Below are 18,247 nucleotides of genomic sequence, written 5' to 3'. Positions count from 1 at the left end.
CTATTATACAAAATATCAGATAAACAAATCTCAAATAGTATGAAAAATGAGTATCTTGCATTCTTCGTTAAAAATGCAAATATGGCTCAAACGTTAAATATAAGAGGTTTTGTTGCAGGTATTGAAATACAACCTAATGAATACTTGTTGCCCTTACAAGAAGTAATTGTAAATGCGATTCAAAGCATCGAGGATAAAAAATCCAAAGATGGTACGATTTCTATTAAAATCGTTCGAGGTAAGCAACTTAACGTAGGAAAAGAATTCGAAGAACCTTACAGTCCCATTATTGGATTTGAAGTCTACGATGATGGTGTAGGTTTTATTCGGAAGAGGTTTCAGGCTTTTAATGATGCTTTTACTGAAATAAATAAGGGTAAAGGTTGTAAAGGAGTTGGCAGATATACTGTACTTGCTTGTTTTGGCAGCATGAATATCGAAAGTACCTTTTCCGAGAATAATACTTGGTTTAATAGAACATTCCAATTTGATGTAATTGATGGAGTAAATCCTGAAAATGACGATAACCTAAAAGAGGTTGAATCTGGAGAATTAAAGACTGTCGTAAAACTTAATAATTACCATAAGAACTTTCATAGTTATATAGTTAACCATAGAATCGAAATTGAAGATATTTCAAAAGGCATAATTGACCATTGTTTATTGTATTTTTTATCGGGTGGAGTTCCTAAAATCAGAATTTTCAATGAAGGTGAGCCTGAAAAATCATTAATTATTAATGACTTATTTAATCAGTTTGTGAAATTTGATAAAGCTTCAAAGGATATAAAAATCAATGGCATAGAAGCTCCATTTTCGCTTGACTATCTTCGAAATTACAAAAACAAATCTCATTCTGTTCACCTTTGCGCCAATAAAAGAGAGGTTGGAGCAAAAGTTAATATTGCAAATTATATTCCTTCGTTTGTAAATGGATTAATGGATGAACAGGAAGAAAAGTATTATTTATCAGTTTATGTAACTGGGGATTTTCTTGATGAACGAGCAAATAACCAAAGAAATAAATTCGCCATACCTTTGAAGAGCGAAGATAAAACTAGTTTTGATGAGTTAAGTATTGACGAGTTATTATCTGATGTTTCAGTTAATCTAAGAACTCAATATTCTGAACACATAGTGGCTGCTGTTGATGAGAAAAACTCTAAAATTCATAATTACATATTAAATCCGCAAAAACCAAGATTAGCATATAGGCACTTGTTAAATGTAGATAATGTATTTGATGATATACCTGCAAATATTTCAGAAGAAAGGCTTGAATCTGAGCTTCATAAGAAAAGCTTTAGACTAGAACAAAAAAGGACAAAAGCGTTCAATAAGGCTTTCTCAAAGAAGAAATATGACAAAGATGACTTCAGTAAAATAATTCATGAAGTATTAAGCGAGGAGGCTGCTTTCTCGGCCGGTAAATTAGCTGATTTAATGATTCGAAGAAAATCAATTATTAAATTATTTAGACAGTATCTTGAATGGCGAAGTGATGAAAATTATATGCTTGAAGAAGATCTCCACAATATAATATTTACAATGGGGGCTGAAAGTAATGCGATGCCAAGTGAATACCACAACTTATGGTTATTGGATGAGCGACTAACCTTTAATTCGTTTATTAATTCAGATAGACAGCTAAGAACAAACAAGCAGATTGAGAGTAAGAGCCAAAAAGAACCAGATTTATTGATTTACGATTTTCCATGGGCATATTCCGATGACCCAAATAATATAAACTCAATTGTTTTATTTGAATTTAAGCGTCCGGGAAGGGATATGAATACCTCAGAAGATAAAAAGCTTGATCATCAATTAGAAGGTTACTTCGAAAAATTATTGGAATCAAAGGCAAAATCAAGTAAAGGGAAATTCCTAAACATAGAAAATAACACTCCTAAATTTGGTTATATAATATGTGATTTACACAAAGATTTAGTAGAATATAATATAACTCGTAACTATTTTAAGCTCACTCCATATGGGACGCTATACAAAATTAATCCGGAACTAAACTTATACTTCGAAGTAATGTCGTATGAAACAATGATTGAATTTGCAGAGAAAAGACATGATGCCTTTTTTAGAGCTTTAGGAATTGATAGTTTATAAAATCCTTCATACTGACAAATATGCAATTTATTACCTCAAAAAGTAGAATTAGAGAGGCTACCAATCAATTTAGGTTAGAGTATGATAATTGGGATGATTGGTTTGAATTCTCAACACTTTTTCATTTGGTTTATATCGATTCTGAGGAGATATATCACCGAATAGGTTCTCTTAAGATAGGACAGTTTAATATGACAGAAAGGAGGCCTACCATTCCTTCTGAATTTGATGAATTACCCAAAGATTTCTTCTCATTAGGGCAAGATGTTTCATATTATGAAAACCTTAATGCCTTTGGTGATGAAATTCGTGATAACGTGCTATCAAAACTTAACGATGTTGCATTAAATAATGAAATATACGAGAAGTCTATAGAAGAAAGGGTTATGAAAATTTCTCTGCTTAGAGATGTTTCAATCTCATCAGTTGTTGGTCAATATAGAAGGCTTGCACAAGGAATGGCGCAATTGTCTCCATATAATTTCAAATATACTGCACCCAAAACCAAAGGAAGTACTTCTCCTCGTATGAAGTTTGATTTTTCTGTGATTCCAAACTCAAACCCACCAACAAATATTCATGTGCTAATTGGTCGCAATGGAGTTGGAAAAACTTATCTTTTAAACAACATGATAAGTTCTCTTCTTGTAGATAATGCTCGCTCTAGATATGGATATTTTACTTCGGATGATTATAATGAAATATTCTCAAATCTTGTCTCAGTTACTTTTAGTGCATTTGATACTACAGAGCCAATGCCTGAAAGAAAGGATAAAACTAAAGGTTTGCAATATTCTTACATTGGTTTGAAAAGAAACAAACAAGGAAAAGATACTAGTTTAGCTCCTAAAAGCCCAACTATATTAAAGAACGAATTTGTTAAAAGTGTTGAAGCATGTAGAAGAGGTGCTAAAAATGAAAGGTGGAAACGAGCACTTATTGAATTAGAGTCTGATAATATTTTTAAAGAAGCAGAAGTAACAAAAATTGCAGAAATTAGGAATAAGGATGAGTTTAAAGAAGAAGCCGGGATTTTATTTAACAAGCTTAGTTCTGGACATAAAATAGTTCTTTTAACTATTACTCGATTAGTTGAAACGGTTGAAGAACGTAGTCTTGTACTTTTAGATGAACCAGAAGCTCATTTGCATCCACCATTACTTTCTGCATTTATCCGTGCCTTATCAAACCTTCTTATTGAACGAAATGGTGTAGCTGTGATAGCGACTCATTCTCCAGTGGTTTTGCAAGAAGTTCCGATGAGCTGCGTGTGGAAATTGAGAAGATCAGGAGCAGAGTCAAAAATAGAACGACTAGAAGCAGAATCTTTTGGTGAAAATGTAGGTCTGCTCACTCGTGAGGTTTTTGGTTTAGAAGTTACATACTCAGGTTTTCACAAATTAATTCTCGAAAAGGTAAATGAATTTGATAGTTTCAAAGAAGTATTAGATTCTTTTAATTCAGAAATAGGTATGGAAGGTAAAGCCATTGCAAATTCGTTAATTCACAAAAAAAATAGAATGTTTTAATGAGGAGTTTACCTATACCAGACGAAGATATTACTGAGATTTACACTACCTGTATTTCAAAAGTTAGAAATCCTGATTTAAAACAAAGGTTAAGTCAATGCGGTGATATTATTGAAGAAGCAAATACCGAATACGACACTGTTGCGCGTTCTGGGGAATTACATCTTATTGAATCAGGTGTGCCTGAAGGTATAGATATCACTAATGAGGAACTAGTAAAAGTTTATACTTCGAGAATGGTTCCTAAAAAATCACCCGGACGTCCATACTATGACAAAATAATTACATCAACTCCTCATAGTCGATGCCCTTTGTGTGGACATAGAACAGTAACAACGCTAGACCACCATTTACCTAAAGCTCATTATCCTTTACTTTCTATTTCTCCAATTAATCTTATACCTGCTTGTAAGGATTGTAATACAGCTAAAGATGATATTGAACCTAATTCAAAGCAAGAAGTTACAATCCATCCGTATTATGACAACATCGAGAAAGAAAGATGGTTAAAAGCTTTGGTAATTGATTCTAAACCTGTTGCAATACTTTTTTTTGTAGAACACCCAAAAGAATGGGATGATATTCTTTTTGAAAGAGTAAAATTACACTTTTCCGTACTGGATTTAAATACATTGTATGCTTCTCACGCAGCCGAAGAATTAGTTAATATCCAGTTCTCTTTACTTCTACAATATGAAGTTGGAGGTTCAAACGCAGTGAAAGACTTTTTGGAAGATGCAGCTGAAAGTAGGCAAATGGTGCACCCTAATTCTTGGCAAACAGCATTATATCAAGCTTTGGCTGCATCTGACTGGTTCTGTAATGAGGGATTTAATGAATTATAGTTTTATAAAAACTCCCGACTGAACTAAATCAATCGGGAGTTTTTGTGTGCCCAGAACAAGACTCGAACTTGCACGCTCTAAAACGAGCATTGGCCCCTCAAGCCAACGTGTCTACCAATTTCACCATCTGGGCTGGTATCTATTCCAAAATTACAAATCTGTAGATTGTTTCCGAATTGTTTCCGAAAAATTTTTCTACATTTGAGCTACGTTCTTTTATAACTCTTTATTAATCAGCTTTAGCAGTCCTTTGTAGCTAAAGTTTAGTAAATGCCCCTCAACCATGCCTGTCTACCAATTTCAGCACCTGGGCAGTCTCTGAAATACTGGAGCGAAAAACGGGATTCGAACCCGCGACCCCGACCTTGGCAAGGTCGTGCTCTACCACTGAGCTATTTTCGCATTTTTTATTGATGTATAACTCTTACCCTTCTCTAAAAGGGCATGCAAAAATATAAAAAATAATTCTTTGGAACACAGAAAAAGACTGGTTTTTTTTTGATACCACTTAACACCTAGGCTGTACTAAAAGCTATGATTTTGGTTTAGAAACGAATGTGCGGCGAATACTTGATTTATGGTCAAACAAATTGTAGAACTCATCAATTTTTTGAAGGCAAAGTTGCTTATTTTTGACATCCAAATAGGGAAAATCCAGGATTAAATCAACAATGGCTCCGCGTCGTTCAACAAATAAATCAATTGTTTCTTCCAATTCTTCCACTTCGACACGATGCCCCTTATAAACACACCTAACCTCTTCTTCACCCAAGATAGACTTACGATATGGTGCATTTACAAATGCAGACATATCAAAATCATAAGGTACTGCTATTGGAGGCGTATGGGTTCCTTCCCGCATTAAAACAACGTTATGTAACTTAGGAACCGACCAATCATTATTTCCAATCATCAACTGGAACATTGACATACGAATCATATTATTTTGACTCAATTGTTCCATAGTTAGGTTTACGGAATTAAATTCCTCCATATTATTTCGACGACTCAGACATTCAACATCTTCAATAAAAAAGCCTCGTTGAGTAACTCTATCTTCTGTATTAATATCTACATAGACGACATTAACCAAACGAACTTGTAAACTAAAATCACAGATTTCATTATAGATCTGATAAGCCAACAATTCGCGCATAGCACTGTTATGCATCTCAACTTCATCATCCTGACAATGCGTTACTAATTTTAGTCTATTACATCCTTCAAAAATGGTTGAATCAACATCTCTTGATCTAAACTTGAACTTGAGTGGAGGAAAACTACAAGTTGTTTCTCTTAAACGGTAATTACCCCTAACTCTTATCTGAGATAATACCTTAATTGTGTCCGTATCATTGTTGACATATGACAAGCTTACTTTCTGATAAGGTACTGTTTTATCACGATTCGATTTTAAGGCCTCAAAATCGGCATATACTATTAGATCAAGAGGTTCGGTATGTGAGAACAAATCATCTGTTTGAAAAGATTTTATATCTTCTGTTCTTCCAAATAAATTAGAAGAACCAACAAAACAAACAATTGAAATTAAAAAAAATTTAATCCACCTCTTCAACATTCGAACCATTAATTACCTCAAAATCTGACAAGATAGTGTCGGATTTGATAGATGAAAAATATACCGTCAACACGGCTGTGTCTTTTAAGAAATCAATGTGACCAATTTCTACTTTATGAATATCCAATCCTGTTCGTCGATGTAAATCGTCATGAAGTGCTTCTCTTTTTTCGGGACGAAGTAGCTCAATTTTTTCGTAGACAATTGTTTTTCGTTGTTCCCCTTTGTTCATCCACAACTTCTCCATCAAAAACGCCAACAAAACAAACACTACATTGGCAATAAAAACTTCTGGAAACAAGTATTCTTCAAGCGACACTGCATTAATAACCGCTACAGCGATTAATAAAAACAGATAAGTCATCTCTCGAATAGGAATGGTTGATGTTCGATATCGAATGATACCAAAAATAGCGAATAAACCCAGTGCAAAACCTAATTCAAGCTCTACTGAAGCCAAGAAGAAAGTCATAAAGAAAACTGTCTTGCTAATTAAGGCATATGTAAAAACATACTCCTTACGTCTGGCCGATGGAAAATAAATTCCCCAAACAATAATGGCTAGCACTAAAAAATTGGAAACAAAACGAACAAATAAACTTAATAAAACAGATCCTTCAGAAATCTCAAACATAATTAGCTATTTACACAACTAACGCAAAGTGATTATTTTCTTCTTGAGCCATTAAACTATCAACTTTGCGTAAGCGAGGTTTAAAACGATTATACTTCACTCCGTCTTTCAAAGCTACTGTTCCTAAACAATATTTACTAATAGATAATGGTAAAAATCCATGTTCTTTAATTGTTCGAGCAAACGAAGAGTATACATCCTCTTTATTTCTTTTAATCTCAACAATAACACAGTTTTTTAGTTCAAAATCAGAATCAGTATTGGAAAAGTTTATATTTAAATCTATGGTAATACGCTCACACACTTTTTTATTGACGAGTGTAATGCGCTTAAATTTAGTAGTAATAGAAGGAAATAATTCGTCAGCTCTATATGGCGTTACATTTTCTATAAAGTCTTCGTTATTGCCAGAAAGGTGGGATTGAAATCCATCTACAGCGATGCGTTGCTTATGTGTTCTATTCTTTTCTTTGTATTTAACTTCTAAAAACTGATCACCACTTTCGGCATAACGACGATATCTAACCTTGTAACGACGAGCTTTACCATTGTGATGCTCGTAATACATATTTAAATCAGACGTATCAAAATATTTAGTTTCATAATTAAGAACACGTTCATTATTTATTTCAACCACTTCGTAATCTTCGATGTGGGCTGACAAACAATCTACGAGTGCCTTTGGAGATAATAAAAATTTAGTATCAATTCTATTGAGCAATTTTACTCTACCAGTATCGTTCAGCTGTATAGTGTCAAAAAAACTTATCAAATTAGTTAAAACATTCATATCTCGATTATTTAACTTTAATACTCCGTTGGTTTGTGAATTTTTAAACGCTTTTTTGAAATATTGTGCAAAACACACATTTTCCGTTCAACAAATTCATGATCTAAATCAATTAGCCTTTTTACTTCTTTCAAAACATAAGCAAAGTATGAATTCCGACTCCTACAAACACCACTTTCTACTGATATTCAACTACTTTAACCACATGTTAATTTATCAAAAAGACTTAAATGCAATTGTTAAACTTTATTAATAGAAAATATTCTTCTCAATTTTCTTAAAACTTAATTAATTGCCGAATGGCATTCCATTCATTATTAAATATTCTAATATTAACATATCAAGCATCAGTCCAAAAATCACAAAAACCTAATATTGTTAGCATTACGGATTTTGAAGAGAATTTTATAATGACCGATTTCGAACATCTGAAAATCAAAAACGCACATTATTTTCCAATTAGGATTTTTTTTAGCATATTTCATTAACCTTATTGACGGAAAACCGTATCATAGGCTCAATCACCCAAAAACGTAAAGACAGTATGGCCTCATTTATTCAAACCATATTTGGTAGCAAATACCCGAATACTTCAAAATACGAAGCAGATATTGAGAAGCTAAGTGTTGACCACAAAAGATTTGTTGATTATGAATCATCATCTCAATTCAAACGCTTTCAAGAACTTGACACGACTGTCAATTCTGGTGACTTTAAGAAAAAAGTTGAAAAACTGAAAACCGAAAAATTTAAGGATAGCAAAGAACATTTGCGTTTGAAAGAATACCTCTCCTTAAAGAAATCTGGTGATCTTAAAAAGTACTTTAAATATTACAACGCTGGAATTCCAGAGCGCTTAATTAAAATAGCCAACTCAAAAAATTTCAATGAATATTCTGACTTAAAACTTTTTCTTGACAGTCCGGAATTTAAAGAGGAGAAGAGTAAAAAAGGGTTCAAAAAAACCGAGAACTACAAAAAATTCAAACACTTTCGTTCTTTGCGAAGAAATGCAGACATTCGGTTTTATAATAAACAAATAAATTCCACCAATTATAAGAACTATCTAAACATAAAGGATTCAGAACGTTTAGTAAGTTTCACAACACTAAAGCAAGAGGTTGAATCAGACAAGTTCCAGGCATTTAAAAAGGAGTTAGAAGATCCTAAACGTTTTAAGAAATCAGAAGAATATGCCTTGCTTTCGGAATATGCTGAAATAAAGAAGACACCGGAATTTATATGGCATTCTAAAACGGAAAAGCAAAATCCATTTAAAGAAATTGACAAATGGAAATTGACATTTGAAGATGACTTCGATTCCAAATCTATTAACAATGAAAAATGGATAAGTGGCTATTACTGGGGCAAAGCCTTAATGAACGATGTTTATGTACTAGCTAACGAACATCAATTCTTTACTGAAAAGAACATACAATTGCGAAACAGTACGGCTAGTTTACTTACTAAAAATGAAAAAATTAAGGGTAAAGTTTGGAATGAGACACTTGGTTTTGTTCCCAAAGAGTTTAATTATAGTTCTGCACTTATAAGTACAGGTCAAAGCTTTCGTCAACTTTACGGAAAGTTTGAGGTTAAAGTAAAAATTGACCATGCATCACCACTTACCCATGCTTTTTGGATGGTAGGTGAAAACATTGCCCCTCAAATTGATATTTTTAGGTTCTCAAAGAATGCTAAAAGTTACACCGCTGGCTGCCATAGTGCAGATAAGAACCATAAAACGGCCCATCAGATCAGTACTGTTAATGGTGCTAAATTTGATAGCGACTACTATGTTTATGGTTTAGAGTGGACAAAGAACAGCTTAAAATGGACTGTTAATGGTGTTAAAGTGCATGAGCAAACCAGCAACATACCACAAGAACCTATGTACCTAACTTTAAGTTCTCACTTGTTAGAAGATGTTGAAAAGCTAAACTCTGCTGCTATAGAAATAGATTGGGTTCGCTGCTATCAAGAAAATTAAAAAGAAACAAACAACAACAGATATTTTTTAGAAAGCTACCTATGGGTGGCTTTCTTTAGTTTGAAGGTAATTTAAACTTCTCCCAAAACTTCGAATCTGATTCTTTCGCGCTGTAGTATTCTCTGGACGAAACTGAACTGATTTGCTTTTCGGAATAATCATAAACAACCCACGAAAGTTCAAGTTTTAACTTACCCATTTCTTTTCCAAGATATTCAATCTTGCTTAAGGCATATTTTCCATCCTTCTTTTTACGATAATCAACCCTAATACTTACTTTGTAATCGCCGTTTTCATTACTTGAAAGTCCAGCACTTCTTCCGGCCAAATGAAAACCACCACTGGTATATGATAGCTCATTTCGTAATATAGCATAATCTGATTGCGACACATAAATAGTCCCCTCGTAATCTGTCAACTCTGAACCTCCAGTTGTAGCAAAGTCAGCTTCTTTTAAACTGTATGCAATTACCCAAACTGAATCATTATTGTAAACGATTTCTTCCTTTAAACTTAACTCAAACTGATCCACAACATCCGCATCAAGCACATTTCCACGAATTCGAGCCACATCAAACTCCAAAACTTCATCAGTGAATAACATGCCTTTAATAATTGGCGTGGGCTCAAAATTTCGGCGCAATTCCTTAACTTCATAACTACGCTTTTCAAAAGCATTACTGTACGAACGATCAACATAACCAGTTTCATCAGAAAAATTCAGAGCTAATTCACTTGTATTAGCACCATTCACAGTCTGTGAGAAATAAACCTTTGATGAATAAGCGTCAGAATAATTATCAGAAATTACATTAGAAGCTGTTTTTAAAATACCATATAAACGTTTTGAAGCAGCCTTCACTTCCACTTGATTAATCCCATAGCTTTGGGGAAATAATTTTAACGGTTCGGGTGCCAAATCGTAAAGCTCTTTTAAAGTCAACTCACGAACTTTATAGCCTACTGCTGAAATACGAACAAGATTATTCTCAAAATCCTGACTTACTAATAAATTAAAATCACCATTGAAATCAGAAGCTGTTCCCATGTACGAATTTACTATTCCTAGATTCGCAAACTCAACCGCTTTATTGGTCTCAGCATCTACTATTCGTCCTTTCACCTCAATATTTTGAGCCACAAGAGTTGAAACACAAATAAAACCTAATACAGATAATATAATGGCTGATTTTAAAATTCGACGTTGCATTGCTGAAGTTTTTTATATTTTTGATAAAATTATAAATATTAATCACAGTAATCTAATTATCAATTCATTAAATACCCCACCCTTAACATTGGGAACATTTTACTGGGAACATTGCAGTTTATTAAATTCTCAACTGTTCCCATTACTAACAAATATAGCACCTTTATTCATATTCAATAAGCCTAACAAAGTTCTTAATTTTAAAAGATCGGTTTTGTGAAAAAATTACTTCGATAAATATCAACATACCCAACTCCAAACATTATTTTAATTAAATACCACAATATTTTTCATCTATAAAAAAGGGTGATACAAATTAATGCACCACCAGTTTCTTTATTGGTGAAGTCGAGAAAGCAACACCAAATATATTCACGCTTTATTTCAATAATAACTTAGTGTTTTTAACCAAGCTATTCCCTTCCACTAATTTAATGATATACATCCCCCTTGGTAAATGAGCAACAGGAATTTGATTATTCGTATTTAATTCTTGAGTTAATACCTTTAATCCACTTACATCAAATATTTGAATAGATATGGTTTTTACCGATTCGGTTACATCAATGCATATGAAATCAGTAGATGGATTTGGATAAATTTTATAATTGAATTCTATAATATCATTTAATCTAGTTGATATGGGTTCTGTGTAATATAAAGTAGTTCGAGATGACAAGTACCAATCATTGAGTGTAGAATCCCAATTGTGCGTTGCAGACAACGTTCTATTTCCATTGGAATCAAAACTATTTTCATACTTAGAACTTCCTACCCAATCATTTAAGGTAATATCCCAATTATAGTCTACAATCAACGTCATTTTCCCATTGGAATCATAACTATATTCCCATTTAAAATCTCCTACCCAATAATTGAGGGTGGAATCCCAACTATATTGTGCATTCAAGGTCTCATTTCCATCGTAATCATAAGAATGTTCATATTTAGATCTTCCTACCCAGTCATTGAGGGCGGAATCCCAATTATAGATTGTTTTCAGGGTCTCATTTCCATTGGAATCATAACTATATTCATATTTCACATATCTTACCCAATCGTTGAAGATCGAAACCCACTTATATAATACTTTCAAAGTCTCATTTCCATTGGAATCATAAGTATGTTCATACTTAGAAGTTCCTACCCAATCGTTGAGGGTCGAATCCCAATTATATAATGCTTTTAAAGTCTCATTTCCATTGGAATCATAAGTATATTCATACTTAGAAGTTCCTACCCAGTCATTGAGGGTGGAATCCCAATTATAGCGTGTAGACAATATCCGATTTCCATTGGTATCACAACTATATTCCCATTTCACATATCCAACCCAATCATTAATGGCGGTATCCCAACGATAATCCACATGCAACGTCCGATTTCCATTGGAATCATAACTATATTCATATTTATAATTTTTACCTACCCAATCATTGAGGGTGGAATTCCAATTATAGCGTGCATTCAAGGTCTCATTTCCATTGGAATCATAGGTGTATACAGATTTAAAATTTCCTACCCAGTCATTGAGGGTGGAATCCCAATTATAGCTTACTGCCAACGTCCGATTTCCATTGGAATCATAACTAGATTCACTTTTAGAAGTTCCTACCCAGTCATTGAGGGTAGAATCCCAATTATATAATATTTCCAAAGTCTCATTTCCATTGGAATCATAAGTAAATTCATTTTTAGAACTTCCTACCCAATCATTGAGGGTCGAATCCCAATTATAGCTTACTGCCAATGTCCGATTTCCATTGGAATCAAAGGCGTAAGATTTCTTAGAACTATTAACTAATGTCCCTGTAGTTTCATCATACGTTTCTGTGATTGTATAATCTAAAACATGTTCAGAAGATTGTGCTTGCAGAACACCTGTTAGTAGAATAAAAATAGTTAGTGAATATAGAGCCTTCATAAATATAATTTGACGTACATAATGCCTGTTAAAGTAAACAAAAATATTCAATTTCTACATCTGACAACTACAGTTACTATGTTACGTCATTATCCTAATCAATAATTACACCATCACCTTTTCTCATGTTTTTTCTGCAATTCCAAATAAAAAGGGTGACACAAACTAATGTACCACCCCTTTTTAATATCGGGAAACTAGTGTGTGAATACTAATTCCTACATAATATAATGTTAATTCTGGATTATTACAAATATTTCATTACCATTTATGTTTCAATCGTTTAAAACACTTTTATTTATTCTAACCTATTGCCAAAATCAATTACAATTCACTTTTCCACCACTACACAATTTTTTTTCAAAATTTTTTACGATCCCAAATAATGGGGAATCGAAATAATATATGAGTTTTTTGATTCTATCCGCCCCCTCATTCACGCTCGACCCTAGCTGTATATAGAGTGCCGGGGGGGGGCATCAAACATACCCCCGGATACGGCTTTTACTGTACATTAGCGCATTAAACACTCAATATCACGTACATTATTTACCTCATCCCCCCAAAGAAACGGTTATCAATCTCAGACCATTGATTGTACATCAAATCCATGTCACCACAAGAGAACACATTGTTCTCCCCACCAATAGTGTTGAATTGTACACTTACAATAAATTCCATTGTCCACAGCCTCTCATAGAAGCATAACCCCATTGTTGGTTTGAATATTCATACAGTTGTATCGTCCAAAACCATTTAAAGCAGTATTTATAGAAAACGAATCATATGAAAACGAATGTACAACAACCCACCACCACAGCATATGCAGAAGACGAAACTCTTATTCATTTAAGCAACATTTACTCCAGACATAAACACATAAAAGTAGGGGATAAAATGATGCTGCTAATGGATAAAACTTCACCAACACCAGTGCAGATAAAACGCATCCAGATCAATGGGCGAATAGTTTATTTCGATCTTATTGATCTAGAAGCATGTCAGGAGATTCTTGTGGCAATAGACCTTGATTCAGATCCTTATTTCACAATGATGAACTTGGACTATGTGTGGGACTTGTTGGTTGAAAATACTGACGATAAAACACAATGACTTTTTGATTCGTTTATAGTTAGGGGGTGGTAACTTTGTTAGTATGTTGCTGCCCCTTTTATTGTTTAACCAAGTCCATTACAACCCTTACCTCATCCAATTCAATCACTGTGCCCAATTTAGGGTAAGGAAGGACATCGGTGATCTCAAATCTATACCCCCCGAATTCGGATGGATTATCCCGGTGATAACTTAGGTCTAGAGTGGTATCAATAACACTATTACCTTCTTCAATAAGGAAATCCATTGCAACATCACCTTCCCAAAAACATCTTGCACCTTCAGGGCATCGTGAATCATTTATATTGCTTATGGTGAACGATAAATTGGGGGAAATTGAATACTCTATATCAATCTTATAATGATTTGATGGCTCTACGTCTTCTTTCTCACAACTCATTGATGTTGCTAGGAAAAACAGGAATAATAAAACCAACTTAGTTATATGGTCTTGCATCTTATGGCTTTTACAAATAGACGATAGATAATGGTTATGGTATTCATACTATGAGCGTTATTTTTCATTAATCGTTAGCAAAATTCGTCCTGCTTTAAGGCAAATCTTCTTAGATGAAAACGGAACAACACGACCTGATAAAATCCAATCCAGTAAATTATCAACGATTAATAATTCCGGATTAGTTAATGCATTAGAAACGAAATATATCTGATAATTCTTAGTGTTATTAAGAAACAAGTCCCACTCATTTTCAGTCATTAAGAATTGGTTAGTATTATTTTTGGAAGCCTTACAATCGATGTAATATTCTATACTCTTGTCTGGTTTTAATATCTGAAAATCACAAGCCGAATGACTCTCGCCATCCTTATTAAACCACACAACTCGATCCTGATACATCTTCTTCAACATATCGTAAACAAATGTCTCACTATTAACCCTTGTTTTTTCGTTCAACTCTTTGTTTTCATAGAACTCTTCACTATCAGGTAAATTGTCGAATGAACGTATTTGCTTAATTTCATCTGAGATAATACTTAACTGTTTGGAAATAATATTAATTGATTGAGAGTTGTTGTTTACAACTTCACTAATACTCGCTTCCTTGATATTCTGAATAGTTTCCTTATCTCCATTTGCTTCAAGGTTAATCTGTTCTTTTTTTTCCTCTTCTTGCTCTTGAATTACAATCCTAGTTGTTTCACTATTTACATCTTCAATTGCCGTATTTAGATCACTTGATACTTCAACAGATTTGGTAAGATTTTCTACACTACTAGCTAAAATAGATGATTTAAATCCACTTAAAACTGATGAAACACTTGATGTCTCATAATTATTAGTCTTAAGGTTTAAATATTTACCTCCGGTGGCTTGAGTTATTTTTTTGGACTTTTGTTCTGCTGAATCATCCTGATCAATTCCAACAATAAAAACACCACAGGGAACACCATGTATTGTCTCCGCTTCTTCGATCGTTTTCTTATAATCACCTCCTCCATTTTCTTCACCATCGGTAATTAAGATAATCTTTCTATCATAATTACTAAATGATTTCAGGTTAGTAATAGCCATTTCAATAGCAGCAGAAATCGGAGAACCTCCCGGAGGAGGATTGTCAAGGGCACTTATAATTCTAGTAACCCTATCTTTATCATACTCACCATCATATATTTTCTCAACATCATTGAAGTCCTGTTTTCCGTTTCGTGATACTCTAAAGGTTCTTATTACAATAAGAGAGGCATAATCAATAATTGGAATAATATCTTGTGATAGTATTTTCTTAGCTAAAGACATACGAGTTGAGCCATCTGGCAAAAGATATTTATTCTCATGATCTTTTGAGCCATTCATATATCCCATACTACCAGACTTGTCAACAATAATTTCAACTATTGATTTCATTAAAATTCGTTTAATATTAATTTATATTACCCCTTTCTGCCCCCAAAAAGGTTCGAGTCTATTGTAGAACTTGTAACGTATAGAATCTAAAAACTCAGTATTCATAAGGCTTTGGGATGGTCTATAAACAAAAAACCACTACTTGGGGGGAGTGATTCTTATGTCCGTTTGTAGAGCGAGTTAAATCATAACCTAACCCCTCGCACCCCTTTATTCATAAGCGATTCATGCAACCCCCAATTTAGTAGGTACAAGAAAGTGCTACTTTTTTACGTTATTTTTCAATGATCGTGACTTGTTCCACAAAGATACTAATTGTTTGTTAAACGATGAAAAGCAAGACATTACAGAGGATGGTAACTTTACGTTATCACCATTCACATAATTAATACGACCAACACTGATTAACAATTGAATGTACTATATAATTATGCTGACGGTACTACTCTTGTGGACTATGATAATGTATATACCCGTTATCGATTATTGTACGAGGGCATGAAGTTGACTCTTGTAATTGATGAAGAAGTGACCATGGTTGAGATAACACATATTCATGATGATCTTGATTATGTATATTTCGAAGCTAAAGAATTAGTGAAGGGGAATCCTAACCTATGTTATAGTTAAACTGTAGCCTCCCCCGGAAAAGTTTGGCTACAGTATTTTTTACTTAATGTTAATAATTTTAATCATCTCATCCATCACGAAGTTAACGTATACTAACAAACTGGTTTGGTCTTTTAAATTAATTGAAGCATGAACAAAAGAATTTCTAATATCCACAATATCAGTAGTAAAATATATTGTACTCATTTTGAAATTATATTTTTCAGATAGGAGGGCAATCTTTTTTCTTAAACCAATAATTTCTCCTTGAGCACTCCAGGATTCAGTCCTTAGTATGATCTCATCTGTAATTTCTTCAACAATGATTAATAATAATCGTAGTGCCGATAAATATTGTTCTTGCTCGATTAGACCAAGAGCAATATTAATTTCTCGCTCCGTGTTATCATTAATTAATCCTGCGTTGCTTCTAAGTTCATTTATTTTAATTTGAAAACTACCGTCATTATCATAGGCAATAGATTTAAAAAAATCACTTGGATATTCTTTGTATACTAAATTATCCAGAGATAGACCATCTTCACCAAGAATATCAATGAATACTTGAATGATTTGTTTCTTATATTCGTTCTCCAACAAGTTTATGGAATCACTATCCTTGACATAAACTGTTACTAAACCCAGAGAATCTATCATCCCAACAGAAATATAACTAGACTTGATAATTTCCGCAATCTTATAACATATAACTTCATCTTTACTTACTAGGCAATCAATCATTCTTAACCTAAATGACTCTTCCCTTACTTTCTCTTCGTTGTAAAAAGAGTTTTCTTGTATTTCTCCAGATGGCGTTATTACTTTTAATGGCATAGAAACTAACTCAGTTATACTTCCCACAGAGTTTCTAATTCTTAAATCTACTAAGTAATTATAGTTTGGATCGTTTATAAAATCGTTTCTTAATTTGTCTTCAATTTCTCTCAGAATACTTAATACTTCACTCTTGTTGTCTCCTTTGAATTTAATTTTATTAATATCATCTTCGGAACTTAATATATTCCAGTCTTTTAAGTGAACTTTAACTTTCTTATTATCAAAGTAGTTATTGTTGTTTTTCAACAACTCAACAAATACTCGTAAATTTTCTTTTGTTTCTTGGTTCATATTTTTTAGCTAAAAAAATAATTTCAATAGTACTTATCTGCTGACTCAAGGCTTTATGCATGTATAACTTCAATTGGAAGTACTATATCAAAGTGTTAATTATGGGTATTTTACTAAAACGGATTAGAAATCATTATGAAGTTGGTCTATTGTGAGAATCAATAATTGCCCCCCGACCAAAGCTTCTGTCACACTTTTATCAGTAAATTTTAATTTTAGGAGGTCCAATATTTCAAATCTTTGTTTTTCATCCTTCACTGTAATATATTTTAAGTCAGATATACTATTGATCTTTAAGGCTTTTTCCGGAAAGTGGGGTTTCTTAATCTTATTCTTATCTTGATAATCTTTAAATTCATGGTCATCAACCTTTATAATCGGCTTCTTACCGTTCAGGTTTGGTATATACCGCCATTCTCTTTCATGATATGTGATAATTTCATTTCCTCGATATTGTGTCTTCCAATTTTTAAAGTATTGAACGACTTTTATAGACATATCTTGAAAACTTAGTGTCTGATCGTATTTTCTATAACTGGAGAAAAGACTATAAAAATTCTGAAATGGAGTTTGCTCGTGAATGTATATAACAGGCGAAATACTATTTCTAACTGCCCACTCCATACTCATCCCAATACCATATTTCCCATACCTCATATAATTATCAACATCTTTTAATGGGATGTTACAAAAGCTTACCATTGGAATAAAATATTCAAACTCACTAATATTTTCATGACAATAAGAAGGCGCAAATCCAGAATCTAAAATTTTCTTCAGCCAATCATATCTTCTTGTATAATGAAAAATGTGATTAATTTTTTTCTGTTTAAACTCTGATTTTATATTATCATCCATCTATGAAATTGTTTATAGTTTTAGCTATCGATAATTAAATGCTTAAAAAC

The 18,247-nt window shown here is 33.1% G+C and carries 15 protein-coding genes and 2 tRNA genes; 6 read left to right on the top strand and 11 right to left on the bottom strand.

What is annotated here, in order from left to right; all coding sequences use genetic code 11:
• Positions 1–81: 81 nt before the first annotated feature.
• The 3 genes from ACRD7B_RS02625 to ACRD7B_RS02615 are packed head-to-tail and all read left to right on the top strand — an operon-like array spanning position 82 to position 4,495.
• Positions 82–2,121 (top strand): hypothetical protein, encoded by a 2,040-nt coding sequence (locus tag ACRD7B_RS02625; RefSeq protein WP_430822908.1) that lies wholly within the window; start codon positions 82–84, stop codon positions 2,119–2,121.
• A 20-nt stretch (positions 2,122–2,141) separates the two neighbouring features.
• A complete protein-coding gene (locus ACRD7B_RS02620; protein WP_430822907.1) occupies positions 2,142–3,650 on the top strand; it encodes an AAA family ATPase in 1,509 nt (502 codons plus the stop codon).
• Entirely contained in the window at positions 3,650–4,495 is an 846-nt protein-coding gene (locus ACRD7B_RS02615; RefSeq protein WP_430822906.1) for an HNH endonuclease, read from the top strand. Before ACRD7B_RS02620 ends, ACRD7B_RS02615 begins: the two co-directional genes overlap by 1 nt.
• A gap of 47 nt (positions 4,496–4,542) precedes the next feature.
• On the opposite strand, the gene ACRD7B_RS02610 is transcribed toward ACRD7B_RS02615, so the two are convergent.
• The 5 genes from ACRD7B_RS02610 to ACRD7B_RS02590 all read right to left on the bottom strand — a co-directional run bounded on the left by ACRD7B_RS02610 (position 4,543) and on the right by ACRD7B_RS02590 (position 7,498).
• Positions 4,543–4,628: transfer RNA gene (locus ACRD7B_RS02610), tRNA-Leu, on the bottom strand.
• A gap of 194 nt (positions 4,629–4,822) precedes the next feature.
• Positions 4,823–4,897: transfer RNA gene (locus tag ACRD7B_RS02605), tRNA-Gly, on the bottom strand.
• Positions 4,898–5,027: 130 nt separating this feature from the next.
• Positions 5,028–6,074: a hypothetical protein gene (locus ACRD7B_RS02600; RefSeq protein WP_430822905.1), complete on the bottom strand. Its 1,047-nt coding sequence runs from the start codon at positions 6,072–6,074 to the stop codon at positions 5,028–5,030.
• Positions 6,055–6,708 carry a DUF4956 domain-containing protein gene (locus tag ACRD7B_RS02595; protein WP_430822904.1) on the bottom strand — a complete coding sequence of 218 codons (654 nt, stop codon included), beginning with the start codon at positions 6,706–6,708 and terminating at the stop codon, positions 6,055–6,057. The genes ACRD7B_RS02600 and ACRD7B_RS02595 overlap by 20 nt, the downstream gene beginning before the upstream one ends.
• Positions 6,709–6,718: 10 nt before the next feature.
• Entirely contained in the window at positions 6,719–7,498 is a 780-nt protein-coding gene (locus ACRD7B_RS02590; protein ID WP_430822903.1) for a VTC domain-containing protein, read from the bottom strand.
• Between the two features lie 544 nt (positions 7,499–8,042).
• On the opposite strand from ACRD7B_RS02590, the gene ACRD7B_RS02585 reads away from it, so the two are divergent.
• Positions 8,043–9,488: a glycoside hydrolase family 16 protein gene (locus tag ACRD7B_RS02585; RefSeq protein ID WP_430822902.1), complete on the top strand. Its 1,446-nt coding sequence runs from the start codon at positions 8,043–8,045 to the stop codon at positions 9,486–9,488.
• 55 nt (positions 9,489–9,543) lie between these two features.
• Here ACRD7B_RS02585 and ACRD7B_RS02580 read toward each other — a convergent pair whose 3' ends face one another.
• Both ACRD7B_RS02580 and ACRD7B_RS02575 read right to left on the bottom strand, forming a co-directional pair.
• Positions 9,544–10,698 carry a carboxypeptidase-like regulatory domain-containing protein gene (locus ACRD7B_RS02580; protein ID WP_430822901.1) on the bottom strand — a complete coding sequence of 385 codons (1,155 nt, stop codon included), beginning with the start codon at positions 10,696–10,698 and terminating at the stop codon, positions 9,544–9,546.
• 379 nt (positions 10,699–11,077) lie between these two features.
• On the bottom strand, positions 11,078–12,622 hold the full coding sequence (locus ACRD7B_RS02575) for a T9SS type A sorting domain-containing protein (protein WP_430822900.1): 1,545 nt from the start codon (positions 12,620–12,622) through the stop codon (positions 11,078–11,080).
• 786 nt (positions 12,623–13,408) lie between these two features.
• Between ACRD7B_RS02575 and ACRD7B_RS02570 the strand changes: the two genes are divergently transcribed.
• The gene (locus ACRD7B_RS02570) at positions 13,409–13,735 is read left to right on the top strand and encodes a hypothetical protein (RefSeq protein ID WP_430822899.1); all 327 of its coding nucleotides are present in this window, start codon (positions 13,409–13,411) and stop codon (positions 13,733–13,735) included.
• A gap of 58 nt (positions 13,736–13,793) precedes the next feature.
• Here the strand turns inward: ACRD7B_RS02570 and ACRD7B_RS02565 are convergent, their stop codons facing one another.
• The gene (locus ACRD7B_RS02565; protein WP_430822898.1) at positions 13,794–14,192 is read right to left on the bottom strand and encodes a hypothetical protein; all 399 of its coding nucleotides are present in this window, start codon (positions 14,190–14,192) and stop codon (positions 13,794–13,796) included.
• A 57-nt stretch (positions 14,193–14,249) separates the two neighbouring features.
• Positions 14,250–15,602, bottom strand: a complete 1,353-nt coding sequence (locus ACRD7B_RS02560) for a protein NO VEIN domain-containing protein (RefSeq protein ID WP_430822897.1) — start codon at positions 15,600–15,602, stop codon at positions 14,250–14,252.
• 411 nt (positions 15,603–16,013) lie between these two features.
• Between ACRD7B_RS02560 and ACRD7B_RS02555 the strand changes: the two genes are divergently transcribed.
• Positions 16,014–16,232, top strand: a complete 219-nt coding sequence (locus tag ACRD7B_RS02555) for a hypothetical protein (protein ID WP_430822896.1) — start codon at positions 16,014–16,016, stop codon at positions 16,230–16,232.
• Between the two features lie 39 nt (positions 16,233–16,271).
• Here the strand turns inward: ACRD7B_RS02555 and ACRD7B_RS02550 are convergent, their stop codons facing one another.
• Complete coding sequence (locus ACRD7B_RS02550; RefSeq protein WP_430822895.1) at positions 16,272–17,339, bottom strand: hypothetical protein; 1,068 nt, start codon at positions 17,337–17,339, stop codon at positions 16,272–16,274.
• Positions 17,340–17,462: 123 nt separating this feature from the next.
• Positions 17,463–18,197, bottom strand: coding sequence for an abortive infection system antitoxin AbiGi family protein (locus ACRD7B_RS02545; protein WP_430822894.1), 735 nt, complete (start codon positions 18,195–18,197; stop codon positions 17,463–17,465).
• Positions 18,198–18,247 lie beyond the last annotated feature (50 nt).

It is taken from the genome of Carboxylicivirga fragile, assembly GCF_050589805.1.
Classification (GTDB): domain Bacteria; phylum Bacteroidota; class Bacteroidia; order Bacteroidales; family Marinilabiliaceae; genus Carboxylicivirga; species Carboxylicivirga fragile.
The sequence above is the reverse complement of the archived record's forward strand: the minus strand, read 5'-3'. Positions and strand labels throughout refer to the sequence as shown.